Raw genomic sequence first — 17,557 nt, 5'->3', positions numbered from 1 at the left:
TCCAGTGACGCTGAAAAGCGCTAGGCTCGGTTCAGCGGACTTTCAACTTGTCGTTGCTCACCCGGTCTGCTGGGGCGTCGGAAGAGGCAGCAAGCGGGTCTTCAAACAATTTGAAATAGGCTTGTTCGACGCTGGATCGCGTGTAATTTCGAAGTACATAATCCCGCGCATATGCGGAAAGACCGGACAAGCGCTGTGTGCTATCCATGAGTTCAGAGACCTTGGCTGCGAGGTCCTCGGGCGCTCCGCAGCGGAACAACTCGGCGGCTCTGCGATCATCTGCTGTTTCGCGGTTTGCGGGAATGTCGCTCAGCAAGCAAGGCAGACCGTGGGCCATCGCTTCGACGGGGACGAACCCTTGCCCCTCGTGATGGCTGGGGAAAACCAGCAAATCCGCTTGCCGATAGAACCGCTGAGGATCCGATTGAAATCCGCAGAATTCAACGGGAAGGCCTTGCGCCAGTCCTCGAGCCCGGTTTGCATCTTCTCCTTCTCCGACAACGGTGAGAGATACATTGTGCAGCAGGCGCACAGCCTGGATCAGATCGAGTATTCCCTTGTCTCGCACAAGCCGGCCGACATAGAGCAGCCGGAAGGGCCCTTGGATCTGACGAGGAAGGGATATGGGTGCAGTGGGCACGGACTCGAGCCAGTTTGGAATGACGACCAGACGGCCGCCGTCTACCACTTCCGACAGTTGTTGCCTCACATAATCAGATACGCAGACCGTCTTGTGGATGATCCCCAGGTTCCTTGCGACAAGGGTCCGCTTCAGAAAGGAGGCGGTTTTCGGCTCGAAGACTGTGTGGCGGGTGCTCACGATCTTTAATCCGAACCACTGCGGCACGGAGGCGAGATAGCTTTCGCCTTGACCGTTCAGGTGAACGAGCTCAGGGCTGAAGCTGCGAATAGCATGGCTTATCTGAAGAGAGAGCTTAGCGTACCGTAAACCAGAGATGGTTCCAGCTTCGGATGCAAGCCGCCATGTTCTGATTCCAATAGAAGAAAGCGCTTCGCGAAGACGGTCATTCGATACGGCAGCCCCCAGTTCATAGCGATCTCCGAGGAGTTTAGCCAACTTCAGATAGTAGGCTTCGCCTCCACCAAAAAACGGAGTGATGCTAACGAGGAGGATCCGATTACGCATGCGTCCTCGATGCGAGTCTGATGCAACCGCGCGCGACTCGGACCAGTAAGGCGAACAAGGCCGCCACCCCTGCTCCGGTCAGGAACTTGAACGTTCCCGTGAGGGGGTCCATCAGGCTGCCCCGAGGCATGTAGATGAAAGGCCCAATGGACGCCAGCAGCAGTACTGCGCCGGGCCATGAGTGGCTGTGAAGATGGAGCATCGACAGCGCCCAGCCAATCGCAAGCGAAGCGATCATCACAAGTGCGAAGCCGCCGAGTATGTAAGCCTCGGCGAGGTATGTCGAGCCCGTTGCAAACCCCTCCCGGAACGCTTCAGGACTGAGGTAGATGCTGATGTCGGAGGCGAGATTGTCATCATTGGAAGACACCATCCCTCGCAGATCGCCCCACAGGTACCTCGCCTTATTCTTTTCGAACAAGGGCCGGTTCTCAACCGCCACTTCTGTCACGTTCATTGAAATGCCCTGGGTGGCGAGAACGGCCAAGGGCCCTGTTACGGCAATGTCTCGTTCCTCGCGGAATCCGGCCAGCGGCGCAGCAACAAGCATGATGATGGCGGCAGTAATAAACAGTGGCGCGAAGTTGAACCTTTTGCCGTTCTTCAGGTTGTGGATGAACCAGAGCACGATGAGTTGAACAAAGAATTTTCCCCGGAAACCAATCATCAGATCCATGATCGACACCGAGAGATAGACAACCAAAATGAAACGGACATAACGACGTCTTCGTTCAAATAAATACAGAAGAAGGCAAGCGGTAGTTCCGACCAATGCCATGAGCCGCACCAAGGTGCCTGCACTTTGAAGAATCTCGCCGTTGTCCACGTAAACAGCCATGTATCCGCCGTGGCTGCGGATGTAGCTGAAATACACGAGATTCTTGTACACAGCAAAAGGGATGCAGAGGGCGAGAACGCCGTAAAGGTCCCTGAGCCAGTTTCTTTCTTTGCCAGCGGTGAAGATGATCGGCCGGTAGGCCAGGCGGCAAGGAATGTAGACGCAGGCGGCGGAAAAGCAGATCAGCAACAGAGTTATCTGCGCGGTTTCCTGGTGAACAGAGAGTGGGATGACGGTCTGCACCTGGATGGCGAAGGGTTCAGTGGGAAAGCCAGTGAAGAGACCGACCAGCCGGCCACATTGAAATACAAACAGCATTAGAAGGAACAGGAAGCAGGGGTGCCGTCCTCCATCGAAGTTCTTCCACGCGGCCGCAATCAGGCCGACGATGAAAGCGATGCTGACGAGCGAGGCTGAGACCAGCGAGAGAATGTCGAGCTCGACCAGCAAGCAGCCAATGGCCAACAGCAGCAACCATGCCGAGCACTCCATCGCTGCCGAGATCGGCCTCAGTTTCTCACCGACCGAAATTTCAGTTTTCCCGCTCACGGATTATTTTGCGTCTCCTGCAGGCTGGATGCGTCCACAAGTTCGCGCTCACCATACCATTCACGGCGCTTGCTGCGGAAAATCAACGTTCCCGAAGCGAGAGAAATGAGGCCCATGGACACAAAGTACGTCCAAGTCACTCCCGCTATTCCGAAATGAGGCGCCAGAAGGAAGGCTCCGCCAGTCACCAGCAATGCGAGCATAACGGACTGAATGAGGAACGGCTCCTTCTTATGCGCGCGCAGATACAAGGCCTCGCTCTGCACCACGTGTGAACAGATCGCAGTGATCGCCAAAAGCGCAAATAACGGGAGGCTGATCATCCTGGTACTGAGCCTTGGAGCGACCATGCCCAGAACGCTCAATCCAACGACCAGTGCTGCGGCGCCACCGGCAATAAGGATTGTGGATTGCCACAACGTCCTGAAGAATACGCGGTCGAGCTGTTGCGATTCTCTTCTTTGGATCATTGCCCCGAATGGCGCGGATTTGGTGCTCATCCATGCCAGAGCGACCGGACTGAGGGCCCCCACAATGCTCATCGACATTCCCATCTGGCCGGCAGCAACGGCGCCACAGTAAGCGAACAGAATGGGTGTGAGGATTTGCTGAGCGGTGAAGTAATTGCATAGCCAGCTAACCGCGATCTTCGATTGAAACGGCAACACCTCGCTGCGCCAGCGGATTCGCTCTCCTGACGCATCCATGCGCAACAGGAGAAGAAGGAACCGGCGCCGCGGGTAAAGGAAAAGCACACCCATGAGGAAATTGCCGGTCAGCATAGCCGCGGGGGCATACAGTCCATGGCCTGAAACGAGGGCAATCCAGCTGAGGATAACGCCCGTCCCGGTCTGGCGAACACGCAGGCGAGCAACGTTCGCTACTTCACCGCATCCTTCCAGGAAGGAAAAGAAGGGATCAATCTGGAACATGAGCGCGGCCATAAAGACAAGCAACACGCATGGCAACATCCAGTGAACCGAATCCCCCGCAGCATGCCGGTGCTGGAAGAACAGCCAGCCCACTGGCGTCAGGGTGAAGAACATCAAAACTGCTGCGATGCTGTACCATCTGCGAACTTTCTGCAGAATCGAGGCGAGACGCCGGGAAGCAGTCAGCCCCCCCCGAATTCGCCCGCTGGGGAGAATTTTGAGGTATGCGGTCTCATGTGCGGCCAGTTGCAGAATGACGAATGAAAATCCAAGCTCGAAGACGATGTTTAAATTGACGAGGCTGTAAAGCGTGTAGTAATAACCTTGCTCCGTCGGAGTGAGGAAGCGGACGATCAGCAGGACTGTACCGGTGCTCCCCAAAATCTGAATCACCCGCGCGAGCACTGTATAGGCGATGGAGCGGTCCAAGCCGATCAGATGAATCAGCCGCCGCAACGGCGATTTGGTCGGCGGTCGACCAGGAACGAGCTGACCCGCATCCGCGCGATCGTTCGGAGTCGGTTCAGCTTCCAGGTGCGGCAACATTCAATGTCCTTATGGCAATTCGGCAGGATCTTACGCTCAAAATTTGGGGCGCGATTGCTTCGCGTCCGGAAACGCGAAATGCCCTCATGACCAACGAAAAGAATCTCAGCGGCGCTACGTCGCTAGTTTCCGCAGCCACAGCAATTCTCGGATTCTCCGCATCTTTGACGACAGTACCGGATCCAGTTGAGTGTGCTGATAGAGCGCTGAGAAGAACGCAAACAATATGCCGATGAGCAAGCCTGCCAGGGTAGCGGAAATTACAATCAGGCTGCGCTGCGGGAAGGATCGCTTGTCAGGCGGCACGGCCGAATCGACCACCTGGACCAGTGGCCCTTCCTTCGCCTCATCCAGCTTCGCCATCTCGAACTGACGCGCCAGAATGTCGAAGATAGTCTCGTAATACTTGACGTCACGCAGTTTACGAACATATTCGAGGCTCGACCCAGGCACCTTTCCCTTCGGCACCAGCAAGCCCCCATCCGTTCCATCAGCTGAACCGCCCAACTGCGCCATCTGAGCCTGAAGAGCAGCCAGTTCTTCCTGAGCCTGTTTCAGCTGAGCATTTTCAGAGGTGGCAAATGTGCTCAATGCGCGAATTTGCACTTCCTTCGCCGCGATTTGGGCTCGGAGCGCCGCTGCGGACTCGATCAAGGCGCGGGCCTGGCTGTTTAGCTCGATGAGGCCTGTCTTCTGTTCGGTTACCTTCATCGCTTCTTCGGCATTCGCAAGGTTGTTCTTGGCCTGCTCCAGTTGCTGCTCGAAGAACGCACGCCGATGGGCCGCTTCGGTGATGGCCAGATGGCTGGAAAGACCGCGGAACTGCTCAACGTAGCCATTAGCCAATTCCGCAGCGCGCTTCGGATCGTGGTCCTCCACAACGATGTGGATCAGCCCATCCTTGCGGCTGCCGTCTACGGATGCGTATTTTTCAAACTTCTTTCGGGCGTCGGATGCATAACGGGCGTGATACTCGTCCATCAGCCGGAAATGCTGCACCATCCCATCTTCGACGGTACGGCTCTTCAGCATCGCAACGAATGTATCGTTCGGATTCTTTAACCCCAGACTGCTTCCTGCCATAGCGGCAACGCCGCTCAGGTTCGCCAATCCGGCGGGTAGGGAAGCCAGGGACGAATTCTGCTGAGGGGGAAGAAGCGTGACCTCAGCGCTGTACCGAGCGGGCAAGAGAAGAGAGACGACAATCGACGCGATTGCGAACCCTGCCATGATCCACAGAATGATCCGCTTTCGCTCCAGGATAATCGCCAGCAGGTCGAGTAACCGCCCATCAGTCTTTTCGCTTTGTAGTACGGTCTCAGCAGGAGGATAGCTGACACTTGCTTCAAAGTCAGACCGAGATGTGTCAATTGCCATCGATTGAAAAACCTGCTGTGCACCCGGGTGGTGCAGATTAAGTATAAAGACCTACCGGCCGATTCTGCTCGCCTAGCCATGTTCGAGGCGCCCACATTCATAAGGCTAAGCACACGCGCCCTGGAGTAGCCGCAAAATTCGAAAATCTGCGTCTTAGTTTCCTTAGGTTACGGTGAAAAGTCCTCGTAAGCAAATCCAGGAATGAGCCCGCTGACAGCCAAGGAGTTTGGTGGGTCTCCCCGTTGAGTCGATATCAGATAGAGGGGTTCTCACGGTTAGGGAGCAGCGAATGGTACCCTAGCCCCTCAAATCATCTTCTGAATAATGGTGGGCCCGATTGGATTAGAACCAACGACCTCTCCTATGTCCAACCTCTGCATGGGGTCATTATTATCAGGTATTTAACAGCTCGCTTTACCCTCTAAGCACCTGATCGGCGTGTAAGCGCTCAGTTGCCCGGCTTCGCGATAGGCGGCAAAACAGAAGGGCGAGTTTTACCGCCCGCATCGTTCTCGCACAACTTGGCATCCTTTTCCGGGCTGGTCGTGCCGCGGTGCGGTCCGTGGCATTATGCCAAGGCGTCCCGCACCGAGCAGCTCGATTTGTCTTAGCTTTCGTTCTAGTGTTTGCAGCCGGGGCCGTCGGTGACGGAGGTCAGCACCTGAGCAGCCGCAGTGATTGTGCGATCCCAGCACTGGCCTTTCGAGGTCTGAAGGCGGTAGGTCTGCGTGGTCTTGCTGCCTGTCGGTCCGAGGAAGCTCCCGCTTGAGTCCCATTTGAGCGTGTCGGTGGCGTGAACCTCGTTGCTCAGGTTCCTTACGGATGCCGGACCCCAGCCAGTGTTGTTGACCTCACGAATGAGGTCCTGCTGGTCGCTGGTTGTGGTCTGGCTGAAGCTGCCGTCTGCGTTGACGAGGAATGAGTAGTTGATGGCGAGCGGATAGGAGAAATGTTGCTCCACAACGCCCGAGTTGATACCGCCGCGTACGTTGGTTCGCGAGTCTACGGTCGTGAGTTGTTGCGCGTTCTGGATGTCGGTGTTCGCGTTGACGTCGAACTGCTGCTTGCTCAGGAAGCCGACGGTCTGGTTGATTGTGGTTTCGACGCGGCCGTGCGAGGTGTTGATGTAGCCACTGATCTCGAAGTTTCGTTTTGAGCCGACGGTGACGGTGCCCGTGTAAGTGGGGCCTGCGCCGGTGGAGATCTCTTCATCTACAGTCGGCGTAGGAGCCATGCTCAAAGTGTTCTTGAGCAAGCCGCCGGAGACCTTCGCAATGCCGTGATCCAAATAGGCGAGAAGGTTGGCGGTAGCGAGGAAGTAGCTGTTCGCGTTATACACGCTGACCGCGACGGTGTGGGTGCCGCCGTCGGAGAGAACACCTGCGAACGGCGTAAGGTCGACTCGATAGGGCTTAAAGTTAAGCGTCTGCACACCGGGAATAGGTTCCCATAGATAGGGATCGATGCCGCCGGTGTAGATCCACGGGTAAACAGGCGCAACGCCGGCGGGCTGTCCATCGATCCAGATTTCTGTCTCGCGGAATGCGGTGTTGCCGCAGCTCTCCAGGTTGGAGGTCTGGTCGTTGGGCACGCAGAAATACCAGAACTCATCGTTGGACTGGCTCTGTGCGATTACGTCGAGATAGACGCGCTCCACATTCGTGGGCAGGTTCAGCGTCTGCGAGATGGTATCGGAGGTGGTGTTGAGCGTGCCTGCATCTCCACCGCCTCCATTGACGGGGACGACGATGTCGGGCGTGACGGGAGCCCCAGCACCGCCGCCGGCCGGGTAGAACTCGAGCGCAGCGTTGGCGTAGATGATGCCGTTGTAGGTCACGCCACCGGAAACGCCTACGAAGTTGCCGATGTTGGCTTCGCCGGTCTGCGGAGACGCGAAGATGGCGGACAGGTCGGTCACATCGCTTTCCACATGCCATGAGGGGCTGAGGGTTTTGCGCGGTTCAGCGGTGGTGCCGTAGTAGATGTTGGCGTGGCCCAGATAGAAGGCGGCGGTGCGATCGAACTGACGGCCTGCGGTTACGGTGAAATCGGCCGTGAAGACGACCTTGGCCCAGGGGCCGGGACATGCGGACGGCGGCGCGTAGCTGAACGTTTTCAGCGTGAAATCGGCAAAGGCGAGATTGTTGAACAGCGGCACGACGCACGGAGTGGTGTGCGGACGGGAAACCGGCGGTTCGGCGGTGATGGGGTTTGACGAGCCGATCTGCGGGGTTGGCGGCACTACTACCACTTGAGCGAGGGCCGCTGTTGCGCACGCAAACGAGAGCAGGGTGGCCAATCCGGCCAGCCATGTCCTGGGGGAAGACGTTGCTGTCATGGCGATTTCCTTTCGGGGCCTTCCAAAGATGCCGCCCAATATACATGACTTGCAGGCTCGATGTATCGAGAAAAATGATTATTTCAATCAGTTTTTGGAATTCCGTGCGCGAAATTCTTAGCAGTTAAACGCACTTGACCGTGATCGAAGAATTGGCTCCAGTCATTGTCAGCGCGGCTACTTCGATCCAATCTGTGGGCGCAAACGCATGCAGGTCCTGAGGCTTACATTGCCCCAAGGAGGGTGGTTTCATTGTTTGTTCTGTTCACAAAATTGATTATCTTGATCACTTTTTCATGGACTATTCAGATCTTGGCAGCGTAATCTGCCTCGCGTAGACCTTAACGGCTGTTCCCAGAGCCGGACCCCAATGTCAAACCAATTTCAGTGAGGCAAACGCAAATGAGACGAATGAAGGCAGGTCAACTTCTCAGGATGATCGGAGCCGCCATGGCGCTTCTGTTCAGCCTGTCTGCTGCAATGGCGCAGTCCGTGACTGCCTCGATCACCGGCACCGTCACCGACCCCAGCGGCGCCGTGATCAATGGGGCTCATGTCGTCGCGCGTAACCTCAGCACCGGCGTCGAAACATCGGCCACCACCAACGATGCGGGCTCCTATCGAATCGAGTATCTCCCGATAGGGCAATACGTGGAGACGATAACGGCTCAGGGATTTGCCAAGTCATCGATTCCGGCATTCACGCTCGAGGCCCTGCAGACGGCCACCTTCAACGTCAAGTTGTCCGTCGGAGCTGAATCGACCACCATGGAGGTCACGGCTGCGACCCCGATCCTGAACACCAGCGACTACACGTTGAGCGGCACTTTCACTGAGAACACGATCTCGAATTTCCCGCTCAAGAGCCTGGACTTCAGCGCACTCACGCTCTACGTGCCCGGTGCCGCCAGCACCTTTGGCAACACGGGCACAAACTCCATCGAGCGCAGCACGTATTACAGCGACTCCGTGAACATGAACGGAAACCGCGCGCAGGCCAATAACTACACGCTTGAAGGCATCGACATGAACGAGACCTTCAACAACCTGATCTCGTATAGCCCGGCGCCAGCGGCTCTGGGCGAAGTGAAAGTGCTGACAGCTAACACGCCGGCCGAGTTTGGCAACGTGAATGGCGCGGGCGTGGTGAGCGTACTGAAGAGCGGCACCAACCAGTTTCATGGTTCGGCGTATGGATATGTGCAGGACTACCGATTGAATGCGAACAGCTGGCAGAACGGGAACCAGACGCCGGTGGTTCCTATCAATCCTTACTCGCAGGACCAGTTTGGCGGCACTTTCGGCGGTCCCATCTTCCGCAACAAGCTCTTCTTCTTCGTGGATTATCTTGGCTCCCGCTATCACACGGGTGGCATCGGCACGGTAAGCGTGTTGACGCAGAGAATGCGCAGTGGAGATTTTTCTGAGCTCCTCACCGGGACCAAGCCCATTCAGCTCTATGACCCGTTGAACAACAACCAGCCGTATGCCGGCAACATGGGTGTTCCGATTGTCAACCCAGTGGCGCAATACCTGATTGCCCACCAGGATCTCTATCCTGAGCCGAACGCGACTCCCACTGATGGGATCGCGGCGAACAACTACCAGGCGCACACCCGCAGCTTCAAGGCCAACAACCAGGGGGACATCAAGGTCGATTACCAGATCAGCCAGCGCGATAAGCTGTCGAGCTTCTTTGCCATTTCTACCGCCTATGACGGAACGACGCCCGTGCTGCCCATCAGCTTCAGTGGGCCGAACCTCTATCCCACGAAGCTCGGCGGCGCCAACTGGGTGCACACCTTCTCGCCCAATCTTCTCAACTCGCTACGTATCGGCTTCACGCGGACGGAATGGGCGCAGAACTTCTCAGTCGATTCAACGGGGCAGTTTGGCACCAGCGGCAATCAGAAGGTCGGCATCAACTTCCCGAATCAGACGCTGCCTGGCTACTCAGGCCAGAACATCTCGGGCGGTATCTTTGCCGGCGGCAATCCGGTGTATGGCGGTGGCCTCATCGACAACACCTACAGCTACATCGATGCACTGAGCTGGCAGAAGAGCCGCCACTACTTCACCTTCGGCCTCTCGATGCTTCGCTATCAGAACAACTACCCGACGGCCAACAATAACGGCTACCTGGGGCAGCTCACCTATAACGGCAACTTCACCAAGGACGTGACAGGCGCCAACACCGAGTCCGGATACGGCGGAGCCGATTTTGTGCTCGACCGCATCAGCGCAGCTGCCGTTACCTTCGCCAGTGTCAACGTAGGCCAGCGCCAGTGGCGCACCGGCATCTACTTCAACGACGACTTCAAGCTGACTCCCGAGCTCACCATTAACTACGGCTTCCGGTACGAACTTGATCAGCCGTGGGTGGAAATGAACAACAAGACCGGGAACATAGACGAGGCGACCGGACAGGTCATCTACGCGCACGCAGTTCCAGCGGGGGCGCCGGCAGGATCCGGAGTCTGCAAGAACCCCGGCTGTTACGACTGGAACTTCCATCAGTTCATGCCGCGATTTGGCTTCGCGTATCAATTTAATCCGCGAGCTGTTTTGCGCGGCGGATACAACGCCACCAGCTTCTTTGAAGGCAACTCGTCGAACCAACGCCTCACGTCGATCACGCCCTTCATCCAGGCCATGAACGTGAGCATCATACAGCCGACTTCTGACTCGATTACGCAACCGCTCAACACGCAGAACGCCTTTGCGCAGTCAGCACAGTCAGGCGGTACCTACAACGTGTACCCGCAGAACATGCAGCCGGCCTACATCCACAACTACAACCTGACGCTGGAATATGCACTGACGCATCTGCTGTCGCTGCAGGCCGGCTATGTGGGTGAGAGCGGGCAGCACATTGAAGACTACGGCAACATTAACCAGTACAGGATTCCGGGCGATGCGACCTCGGCGCCCTACTATAACAACGCCTACATCGGATGCCAGACGGCAGCTGCCACGCAGATCTGCTCCAATCCTCTGTTGGTGACTGAGTCGCGCGCCATGATGAACTACAACGCGCTCCAGGCCATCCTGCGCCAGCGCGTCTCCGATACCGGCCTTGAGTACACGGTCAACTACACCTACAGCAAGGCAATGACGAACAGCCTTGGCAACTATGCGCTAAACGTCAACGGCTACAGCGGTGCATTCCAGAATTACTACGACAGCGGCGCGGACTACGGCCCGGCCGGCTACGACCTCACGCATAACCTCACGGCCACGGCTGTATATGCCCTGCCGGTCGGCCACGGCAAACGCTATCTCGCCAACACCAACCGCGTAATCGATGAGATTGCGGGAGGATGGAGAATCGCCACGGCCGTCATGTCCTACAGCGGCTTCCCGCAGACCGTCACGACCGGGATCAGCAACAACACCCTGAGCTACGGTCAAGAGCGCGCGAATCAGTATCGTCCGCTGCACATTCGCCACCGCACGCTGAGTAACTGGTTCGGCGACGATCCTTCGGCGCAGCCCTGCAGGACCGCCGGTTCTGACAACGGCGTGTGCGCCTTCGGTGCCCCGGCGCAGAACACCTTCGGTACATCCCGCAACGGGTCGGTGCGAGGCCCGGGCTTCCACAACGTGGACATGTCGATGATGAAGGACTTCCGCATTGTGCATGAGCACTATCTGGGTTTCCGGTTTGATGCTTTCAACGCATTCAACATCGTGAGCTACGGCAATCCTGCCACCGGCATCGACGACAAGACCTTTGGACAGATCGTGCAGCAGAATTCGATTCGTTCTAACGAACGCCATCTGCAGTTCTCGGCGCATTACACGTTCTGAACCGAATCGACAGAGTGGCTCGTCCGCTCTGTCGTCATCCAAGACCCCCGAGGCGCAGCGGTCATGAAACTCGAAGTATGTGTGGATTCCGTCGAGTCATCGATCGCTGCTGCCAAAGGAGGCGCGGAGCGGATCGAACTCTGCAGCGCATTGAGTGAAGATGGGATCACGCCGAGTGTAGGTCTCATCGACATCGTAAGAAGATGCGTGGATATCGACGTCTTCGTAATCATTCGCCCTCGCGGCGGCTCGTTCGTCTATTCCGAACCTGAACTGGAAGTCATGCGCAGCGATATCTCCGCAGCGAAGACTCGGGGCGTGAATGGCGTGGTTCTTGGGCTGTTGAATGAAGACGGCACGATCGACCGGCCGCATACCACCGAACTCATCGAACTGGCGCGTCCGATGGAAGTGACATTTCATCGCGCATTCGACGCCTCGCAAAACCTCTCCGACGCGCTTGAAGATGTGATCGCATGCGGGGCCGATCGGCTGCTCACCGCGGGCGGCCCCTCAGATGCGATGAACAATCTGGATTCTCTCGCTGCGCTGCAAGCTCAGGCGGCCGGCCGCATTCGGATCATGGCGGGCGGCGGTATTCGCATTGGAAACGTGCGCGAAATCGCTTTGCGAACCGGGATTGCCGAGATGCATACGTCGCTTAATTCGAAGGGCCAGGACTCGGGATTCGATGGCGGCGGCGGCCCCGATACCGTGCGCGACGCCGGATACTACGTGGTGAAGCAGAGTGACGTGGAAGCGTTTCGATCTGCACTCCGCGAAATCTCGGTGCGAAGCTGAGCATGCGCGCCGTATAGTAGGATGTTCTGAAAAACAGCCCGAAATAGAGAGCGCCATTCAGGGTTATGTCTATCAATACGGACAAACGCGCCAAGGAGATTCTGCGGCTGCTGCTGAGCCACGGAAGAGCCTCAGTCGAGGAACTGACATCCGCACTTGGTACGTCTCCGGCTAGTATTCGCCGGGACCTCGTTCGCCTAGAGGCGCGGGGGCTGGTGCACCGCACGCTTGGCGGTGCGATGCTGGCCGGCAATGGAAATCCCGTGTATGAGCCGTTCCGCTTCGATGCTTCCTTCCAAGTGCGCGAAGACCGGTTTGCATCCGAGAAGCAGCGGATTGCGCGCGCGGCCGCGGCGCTGGTGCAGGAAAACGAAACCATTGGCTTCTCCGCAGGAACCACCACAACATTGGTAGCCCGTCAGCTGTTGCACCGGAAGAACATCAACGTCATTACAAATGCCGTGAACATTGGCATGGAACTGAGTTCCAGCAACAAGCTTCACACTACCCTGACAGGCGGAACGCTGCGCTGGGCCGGTGCATTCTCGCTCGTAGGCCCAACGGCCATCGAGTCACTTGCGCATGTGGTTATGGATCGCTTATTCCTCAGCGCAACAGGTGTCGATGCTGAACGCGGGGCTACTCTCATCCAGCCGGACGAGGCAGCGGTCTTTCGGGTCATGGCCCGTCAGGCGCGACAGCTGATCGTAGTGGCTGACTCAAGCAAAATGGGCCTGGTCAGCCCCGCGGTGGTGTGTGCTCCGGTGGAGATCGACCTGCTGATCACCGATAACGGCATCAGTGAAGAGACAGCACGAACGTTTGCAGCCAGTGGAGTGAAGATCCTGGCAGTTTAGTCAAACCAGAACAGGTTCACTGAGGTTAAGCACGAGAGCCTTCACCTCTTCGCCAGGAACCGTCTCGCGTTCGAGAAGCATCTCTACCAGTTCGTCGAGCGCGGGCCTGAGCTCTTCGAGCATCTGCGTGCACCGCGATTCCATCTCGTTCAGAAGCTCCTGCGTCTGATCGAGGTAGAACAGATGATCAGTGTGCAGGCCGAGTTTCTGGCATGCACCGAGGCTGAACAACTTCCCGTCCTTGCTCATGCCCATCTCGGCCACCATCCTGAAGGCCAGGATCGAAGCCTCGGTCAGGTCGCTTGCTGCTCCCGATGAGACGTCACCGAGGACAAGCCTCTCGGCGATGCGGCCGCCCAAGTACATCTGAATGCGGTTTTCGAGCTCGGAACGCAGATAGAGTTCCGTCTCCTTATTAGGAGTGACCAGGGTGACGCCGAGCGCCGGACCCCGTGGCAGGATCGTGACCTTTTCGAGAGTACCTGTATTCGTATGGGCGGAAACAATGGCGTGGCCCGCCTCGTGAATGGCGATGCGCCGGCGTTCCGCCTCGGTAAGAACCTTCCCAGAGGCTTCACCCATGCTCTGGATCTCGATCGCTTCACAGAGGTGCTTCATGCCCAACGACGAGCATCCCGTGCGGGCTGCGACGAGTGCGGCGGAGTTGACGGATGCCGCGATCGCAGCCGGACTAAGTCCCGTGGTCAGCCTGGCAAGCTGCTCCACGTCCAGGTAATCGGTGGCCGCGATCTTTCCGGTGTAATGCTCGAACAGCGCCTTACGATCTTCGAGATCGGGAAGATCGACGTGGATTTTGCGATCGAAGCGTCCTTCGCGCAGCATGGCTTCATCGAGAGCGTCGGGTTTGTTGGTCGCGCCGATCACGATGACGCCGTTGGCAGCGTGGAACCCATCCATCTCTGTCAGCAGCTGATTGATGATCCGATTGGGCTCAGCATCGCTGGCTCGCTCGACGGCGGTGCGCTTGCCGATGCCGTCGATTTCGTCGATGAACAGGATGCAGGGCGCCTTCCGTCTTGCCTGCCGGAAGACACTTTTCACCTGCCGGATGCCCATGCCGTAGAGAGGCGATGAAAACGCGCTGCCGGTGATGTCGATGAAGGAAGCGTTGCATTCGCCGGCCAGAGCTTGCGCGAGGCGAGTCTTGCCTACTCCCGGAGGCCCGACCAGAAGGATCCCTTTGGGAGGCTTGGCGCCGAAGTCGGCATACCGTCGGGGATTGCGAAGGTAATCGACGACATCATCAAAGGCCTGCTTCGCCTCTTCGGCGCCGATGACGTCGTTGAACGTCAGATTGGGCCGCTTCTTCCGTCGCAACCTGAAGAACGTGCCGAACACCAGAGCCAGGCCGAGGCCAACAGCCGCGGCGTCCACGGCGACCTCGAGAGCGCTCGGCTCGAACGACTTCGACTGGGAAGCGAGCAGGGCAAGCGGGAAGCTCGCGTGGGCAGAGTTCTCATAGGCAGACAGAATCGGGCCGGAGACCCTTCCGCCTTCATCCAGAACGAAGTAGCGCTCGCCGGTGCGGGTTGTGACCAGCACTGCGGACGAGGAGATACCGATTGCAGCGACCTTGTCCGTCTTGAGGTCGGACATCATGCCGGAGATGTCCTTTTCGGTCTTCCAGTCCGAGGGATGCTCTCGCATTTGCTGGATGGCCTTGCCGACGGTGGGCGCGGCCTGGGAAGCGGCAAGCTGATTGCGGAGGTAGAGCGATGTGCCTGAAGCAAGCAAGAAGAAAGCGAGAATAATTCCAGCAAAATACCTGTTTCTATTGAGCTTTTCCATCTGGTCTCCGTAGGGGAGGGGACGCGGATATCGGATGAAATCCAGGGCCCGGCTGCCTGAGCGGGGTTTGAAGTTGCTGTTGCGGGGCAGGCGTGCAGACCCCCACAGGGTGAAACTATAGGTCTTTCAAGGTGTTTGCAGAGTGACTTATATCACATCACTTCGACGGCCAACTTGCAAGCTCGTTTTAGTCGAGCGAAGGCTGACCGGCGATTCATCGAGACTGCTCTTCAGCGGGCCGGGTTCCGGTTCCGGGCTGGGTTGACTGTTTATTTATGCGTAATCTCCCTGTGATATTCAGGGAGCATGCGATTTTGAGGATATGCTTTCTTGTATTTGCTTAAGCTTATTGTTAATAGGATCTTGCGGCAAAATTGGCGAATATATGGAGAAGTAAAAACAGGGGGAGGGGTAGCTAATTTTCTAGTAACCCCATTTACTTACTAGTTACTCCACTTCGGTTCCCCGTTTCTGCCAGGCACACCACGACTCACTAAGCAGGCTAAGCGAATTTGAGGGCTGAGTCTGTGATGGTGATCACGGGTGGTGGGCACTCGCTGCGCGGACCTGCGGACGGACTCGGTTGAAGGGCTCGATAATTCTTGAGCTTGTTCCGGGCCCTGGCCTGCCACTCCGGGAACAGATACTCCCCTTGGGCTCCACTCGCATCGGCGCTGCTGGAACAGCTCTATCAGAATTGTGTTATTCGGCTATAGAGACAGGGTACGTTTCCAAAGCAGCTCGCCGCAGAAGATGGAAATCACATAGATGGCGAAGGCGACGAGCACGACCCAGAGTCCCGCCCTTGCTGCTCCGATTCCAGCTAATCCGCCCAGGAAAACCTGTGCTACGCCGAAACGTGGATCTCCTCCAACGAAACGCCATCTACGTTGGCCGGACCGCTGTCTCAGCGATGGATATCGTCCGACTGCGATCGCGACCAAGCCAAATGCAACGCCTGTTCGTAGACTCAGGAGTGAAACCATGATGGCAAGCGGGATCAGGAAAGTCATGTCCTGCGTAACGAGCAGCTTCCAACCTGCTATCGGCAGGAGACGATAGCGCAACAACGCGCGCCCTTCATCCAGGCGGAGCATGCGTTGCCCGATCGTGCTCATTGCAATACCGACGAATAACGAGAGCATCGGAAATGCTTCGGGCTCTGGTGCACTCCCAAACAGTCGATACAAAGTTCCACTAACCGCTATCAACAGCGCGGCCCAGAAGTCGAGGGTCCCCAGCATCTCCCGCCATGTCGCTTGCGCGATTCCGCTGACCTTCAAGGGCGTCCTTGAAATGCTGAGGTGTGCAGGGGTCCTTATTTTGAATGGGAGACGGCCAACGGCGTATACCGCCCCATGAACGATGAGTCCCAGTAGAAGAAAAAAGAGACCCGCGGCTAAGCCCATCCAGAACAAGTAGCCAAGAAACAGCACGATAAATAATGGATTGAATGCAAAACTTACTGAGCTGAGCAGGAGCGTTTGTGTACCGGTCAGCGGCCAAGTAGCGACTCGCTCCGGGGGCAACCTATGCTGTGTGTCTACGGAAAAAGTAACAAGCAAAGGCGCAAGAAGGACGATTTGAAAGAAAAGCGTGCTCCAGAATGCTACTTTCGGAGTTCCGCCTTTCGCGAACATAATGAAAACGATGCAGAACAGAAGATTGTTGAAGCGTACTGAGGAGAAGCTGCTCAGCTCCTTCAACATCAGTTTTTTCAACAGAACCCCGAGGGCTAGGAACCGAGCCAATCCAAGACCTCCGGCTGCGGCTTGCCAACGATGTTGAAATATACCTCCTCAACTTCCTCGTTTATCGTGGGTGGGTTGAAATCCGATTCAATGCGACCATGGCGAAGAATGACTACGCGGGTGGCTATCTTTTGCACGATTGACAGAATGTGAGAGGTGAGCAAGATCGTAGCGCCATCGCTGGAGAGTTGGCCAAGCAGCATTTCAATGACCGCGGAGGATGAGGGATCAATGCCTTCAAACGGCTCGTCAAGCAGAAGGACCTTCGGTCTGTGCAGGAGGGCCATAGCCAAGGCGGTCTTCTTCCGCATGCCGAACGAACAATTTCGCGCAACCGTGTGGCGTCCTTGGGTAAGCTCGAATAGTCCTAATAGGTTCGTTGCCCGTGCTGCCGTTTCGCTTTTCGTGAGCCCATAAATAGGTCCGATTGCCATCAGGTTTTCGATGATGGTTAAAGACTCGAACAGCCCGAGCCCCTCGGGCAATACACCTAAATTCCGCCGGATTTCAACTGGATGATCTCGGAAACCCAGTCCATCGATGAACACGGAACCGTCGTCTGGCTCTTCTAGCCCGGAGAGCAAGCGCAGCAGCGTGGATTTGCCAGCACCGTTAGCCCCTAACAAGGCGCAAATGCCAGGTTCTACGACCAGGTCTATGCCTCGGAGAACAGGCTGAGAGGCATAACTCTTCGACGCGGCTCTGCAGTCGATCACTGTCTTGCTCCCCACTACTCAGTTAACCATACGAAAACATCACATTCGGCTATCTGGAGCGGTTGGACGCCGGACTCGCGAACCGA

11 protein-coding genes are annotated in these 17,557 nt (G+C 56.9%); 3 read left to right on the top strand and 8 right to left on the bottom strand.

Annotation, left to right across the window (positions count from 1 at the left end; translation table 11 throughout):
- Positions 1 to 31: 31 nt before the first annotated feature.
- From MOP44_RS06380 to MOP44_RS06360, 5 genes are all read right to left on the bottom strand, one after another.
- Entirely contained in the window at positions 32 to 1,147 is a 1,116-nt protein-coding gene (locus tag MOP44_RS06380) for a glycosyltransferase family 4 protein (protein WP_260795122.1), read from the bottom strand.
- Entirely contained in the window at positions 1,140 to 2,534 is a 1,395-nt protein-coding gene (gene wzy, locus MOP44_RS06375; protein ID WP_260795121.1) for an O-antigen polysaccharide polymerase Wzy family protein, read from the bottom strand. Before wzy ends, MOP44_RS06380 begins: the two co-directional genes overlap by 8 nt.
- A complete protein-coding gene (locus MOP44_RS06370; RefSeq protein ID WP_260795120.1) occupies positions 2,531 to 4,012 on the bottom strand; it encodes a lipopolysaccharide biosynthesis protein in 1,482 nt (493 codons plus the stop codon). Before MOP44_RS06370 ends, wzy begins: the two co-directional genes overlap by 4 nt.
- Positions 4,013 to 4,126: 114 nt before the next feature.
- On the bottom strand, positions 4,127 to 5,389 hold the full coding sequence (locus MOP44_RS06365; protein WP_260795119.1) for a GumC family protein: 1,263 nt from the start codon (positions 5,387 to 5,389) through the stop codon (positions 4,127 to 4,129).
- A 619-nt stretch (positions 5,390 to 6,008) separates the two neighbouring features.
- Positions 6,009 to 7,727 (bottom strand): peptide-N4-asparagine amidase, encoded by a 1,719-nt coding sequence (locus MOP44_RS06360; protein WP_260795117.1) that lies wholly within the window; start codon positions 7,725 to 7,727, stop codon positions 6,009 to 6,011.
- 411 nt (positions 7,728 to 8,138) lie between these two features.
- Between MOP44_RS06360 and MOP44_RS06355 the strand changes: the two genes are divergently transcribed.
- The 3 genes from MOP44_RS06355 to MOP44_RS06345 all read left to right on the top strand — a co-directional run bounded on the left by MOP44_RS06355 (position 8,139) and on the right by MOP44_RS06345 (position 13,195).
- On the top strand, positions 8,139 to 11,537 hold the full coding sequence (locus MOP44_RS06355) for a TonB-dependent receptor (RefSeq protein ID WP_260795115.1): 3,399 nt from the start codon (positions 8,139 to 8,141) through the stop codon (positions 11,535 to 11,537).
- Positions 11,538 to 11,600: 63 nt separating this feature from the next.
- Positions 11,601 to 12,338, top strand: a complete 738-nt coding sequence (locus tag MOP44_RS06350; RefSeq protein ID WP_260795114.1) for a copper homeostasis protein CutC — start codon at positions 11,601 to 11,603, stop codon at positions 12,336 to 12,338.
- A 65-nt stretch (positions 12,339 to 12,403) separates the two neighbouring features.
- Positions 12,404 to 13,195, top strand: a complete 792-nt coding sequence (locus MOP44_RS06345) for a DeoR/GlpR family DNA-binding transcription regulator (RefSeq protein ID WP_260795112.1) — start codon at positions 12,404 to 12,406, stop codon at positions 13,193 to 13,195.
- On the opposite strand, the gene MOP44_RS06340 is transcribed toward MOP44_RS06345, so the two are convergent.
- From MOP44_RS06340 to MOP44_RS06330, 3 genes are all read right to left on the bottom strand, one after another.
- Positions 13,196 to 15,004 carry an AAA family ATPase gene (locus MOP44_RS06340; protein WP_260795110.1) on the bottom strand — a complete coding sequence of 603 codons (1,809 nt, stop codon included), beginning with the start codon at positions 15,002 to 15,004 and terminating at the stop codon, positions 13,196 to 13,198. It abuts the gene before it with no gap.
- A 710-nt stretch (positions 15,005 to 15,714) separates the two neighbouring features.
- Positions 15,715 to 16,755, bottom strand: a complete 1,041-nt coding sequence (locus tag MOP44_RS06335; protein ID WP_260795109.1) for a hypothetical protein — start codon at positions 16,753 to 16,755, stop codon at positions 15,715 to 15,717.
- Complete coding sequence (locus MOP44_RS06330) at positions 16,740 to 17,471, bottom strand: ABC transporter ATP-binding protein (RefSeq protein WP_260795107.1); 732 nt, start codon at positions 17,469 to 17,471, stop codon at positions 16,740 to 16,742. The genes MOP44_RS06335 and MOP44_RS06330 overlap by 16 nt, the downstream gene beginning before the upstream one ends.
- Positions 17,472 to 17,557: the final 86 nt, after the last annotated feature.

The sequence above is a fragment of the Occallatibacter riparius genome (assembly GCF_025264625.1).
Classification (GTDB): domain Bacteria; phylum Acidobacteriota; class Terriglobia; order Terriglobales; family Acidobacteriaceae; genus Telmatobacter; species Telmatobacter riparius.
The sequence above is the reverse complement of the archived record's forward strand: the minus strand, read 5'-3'. Positions and strand labels throughout refer to the sequence as shown.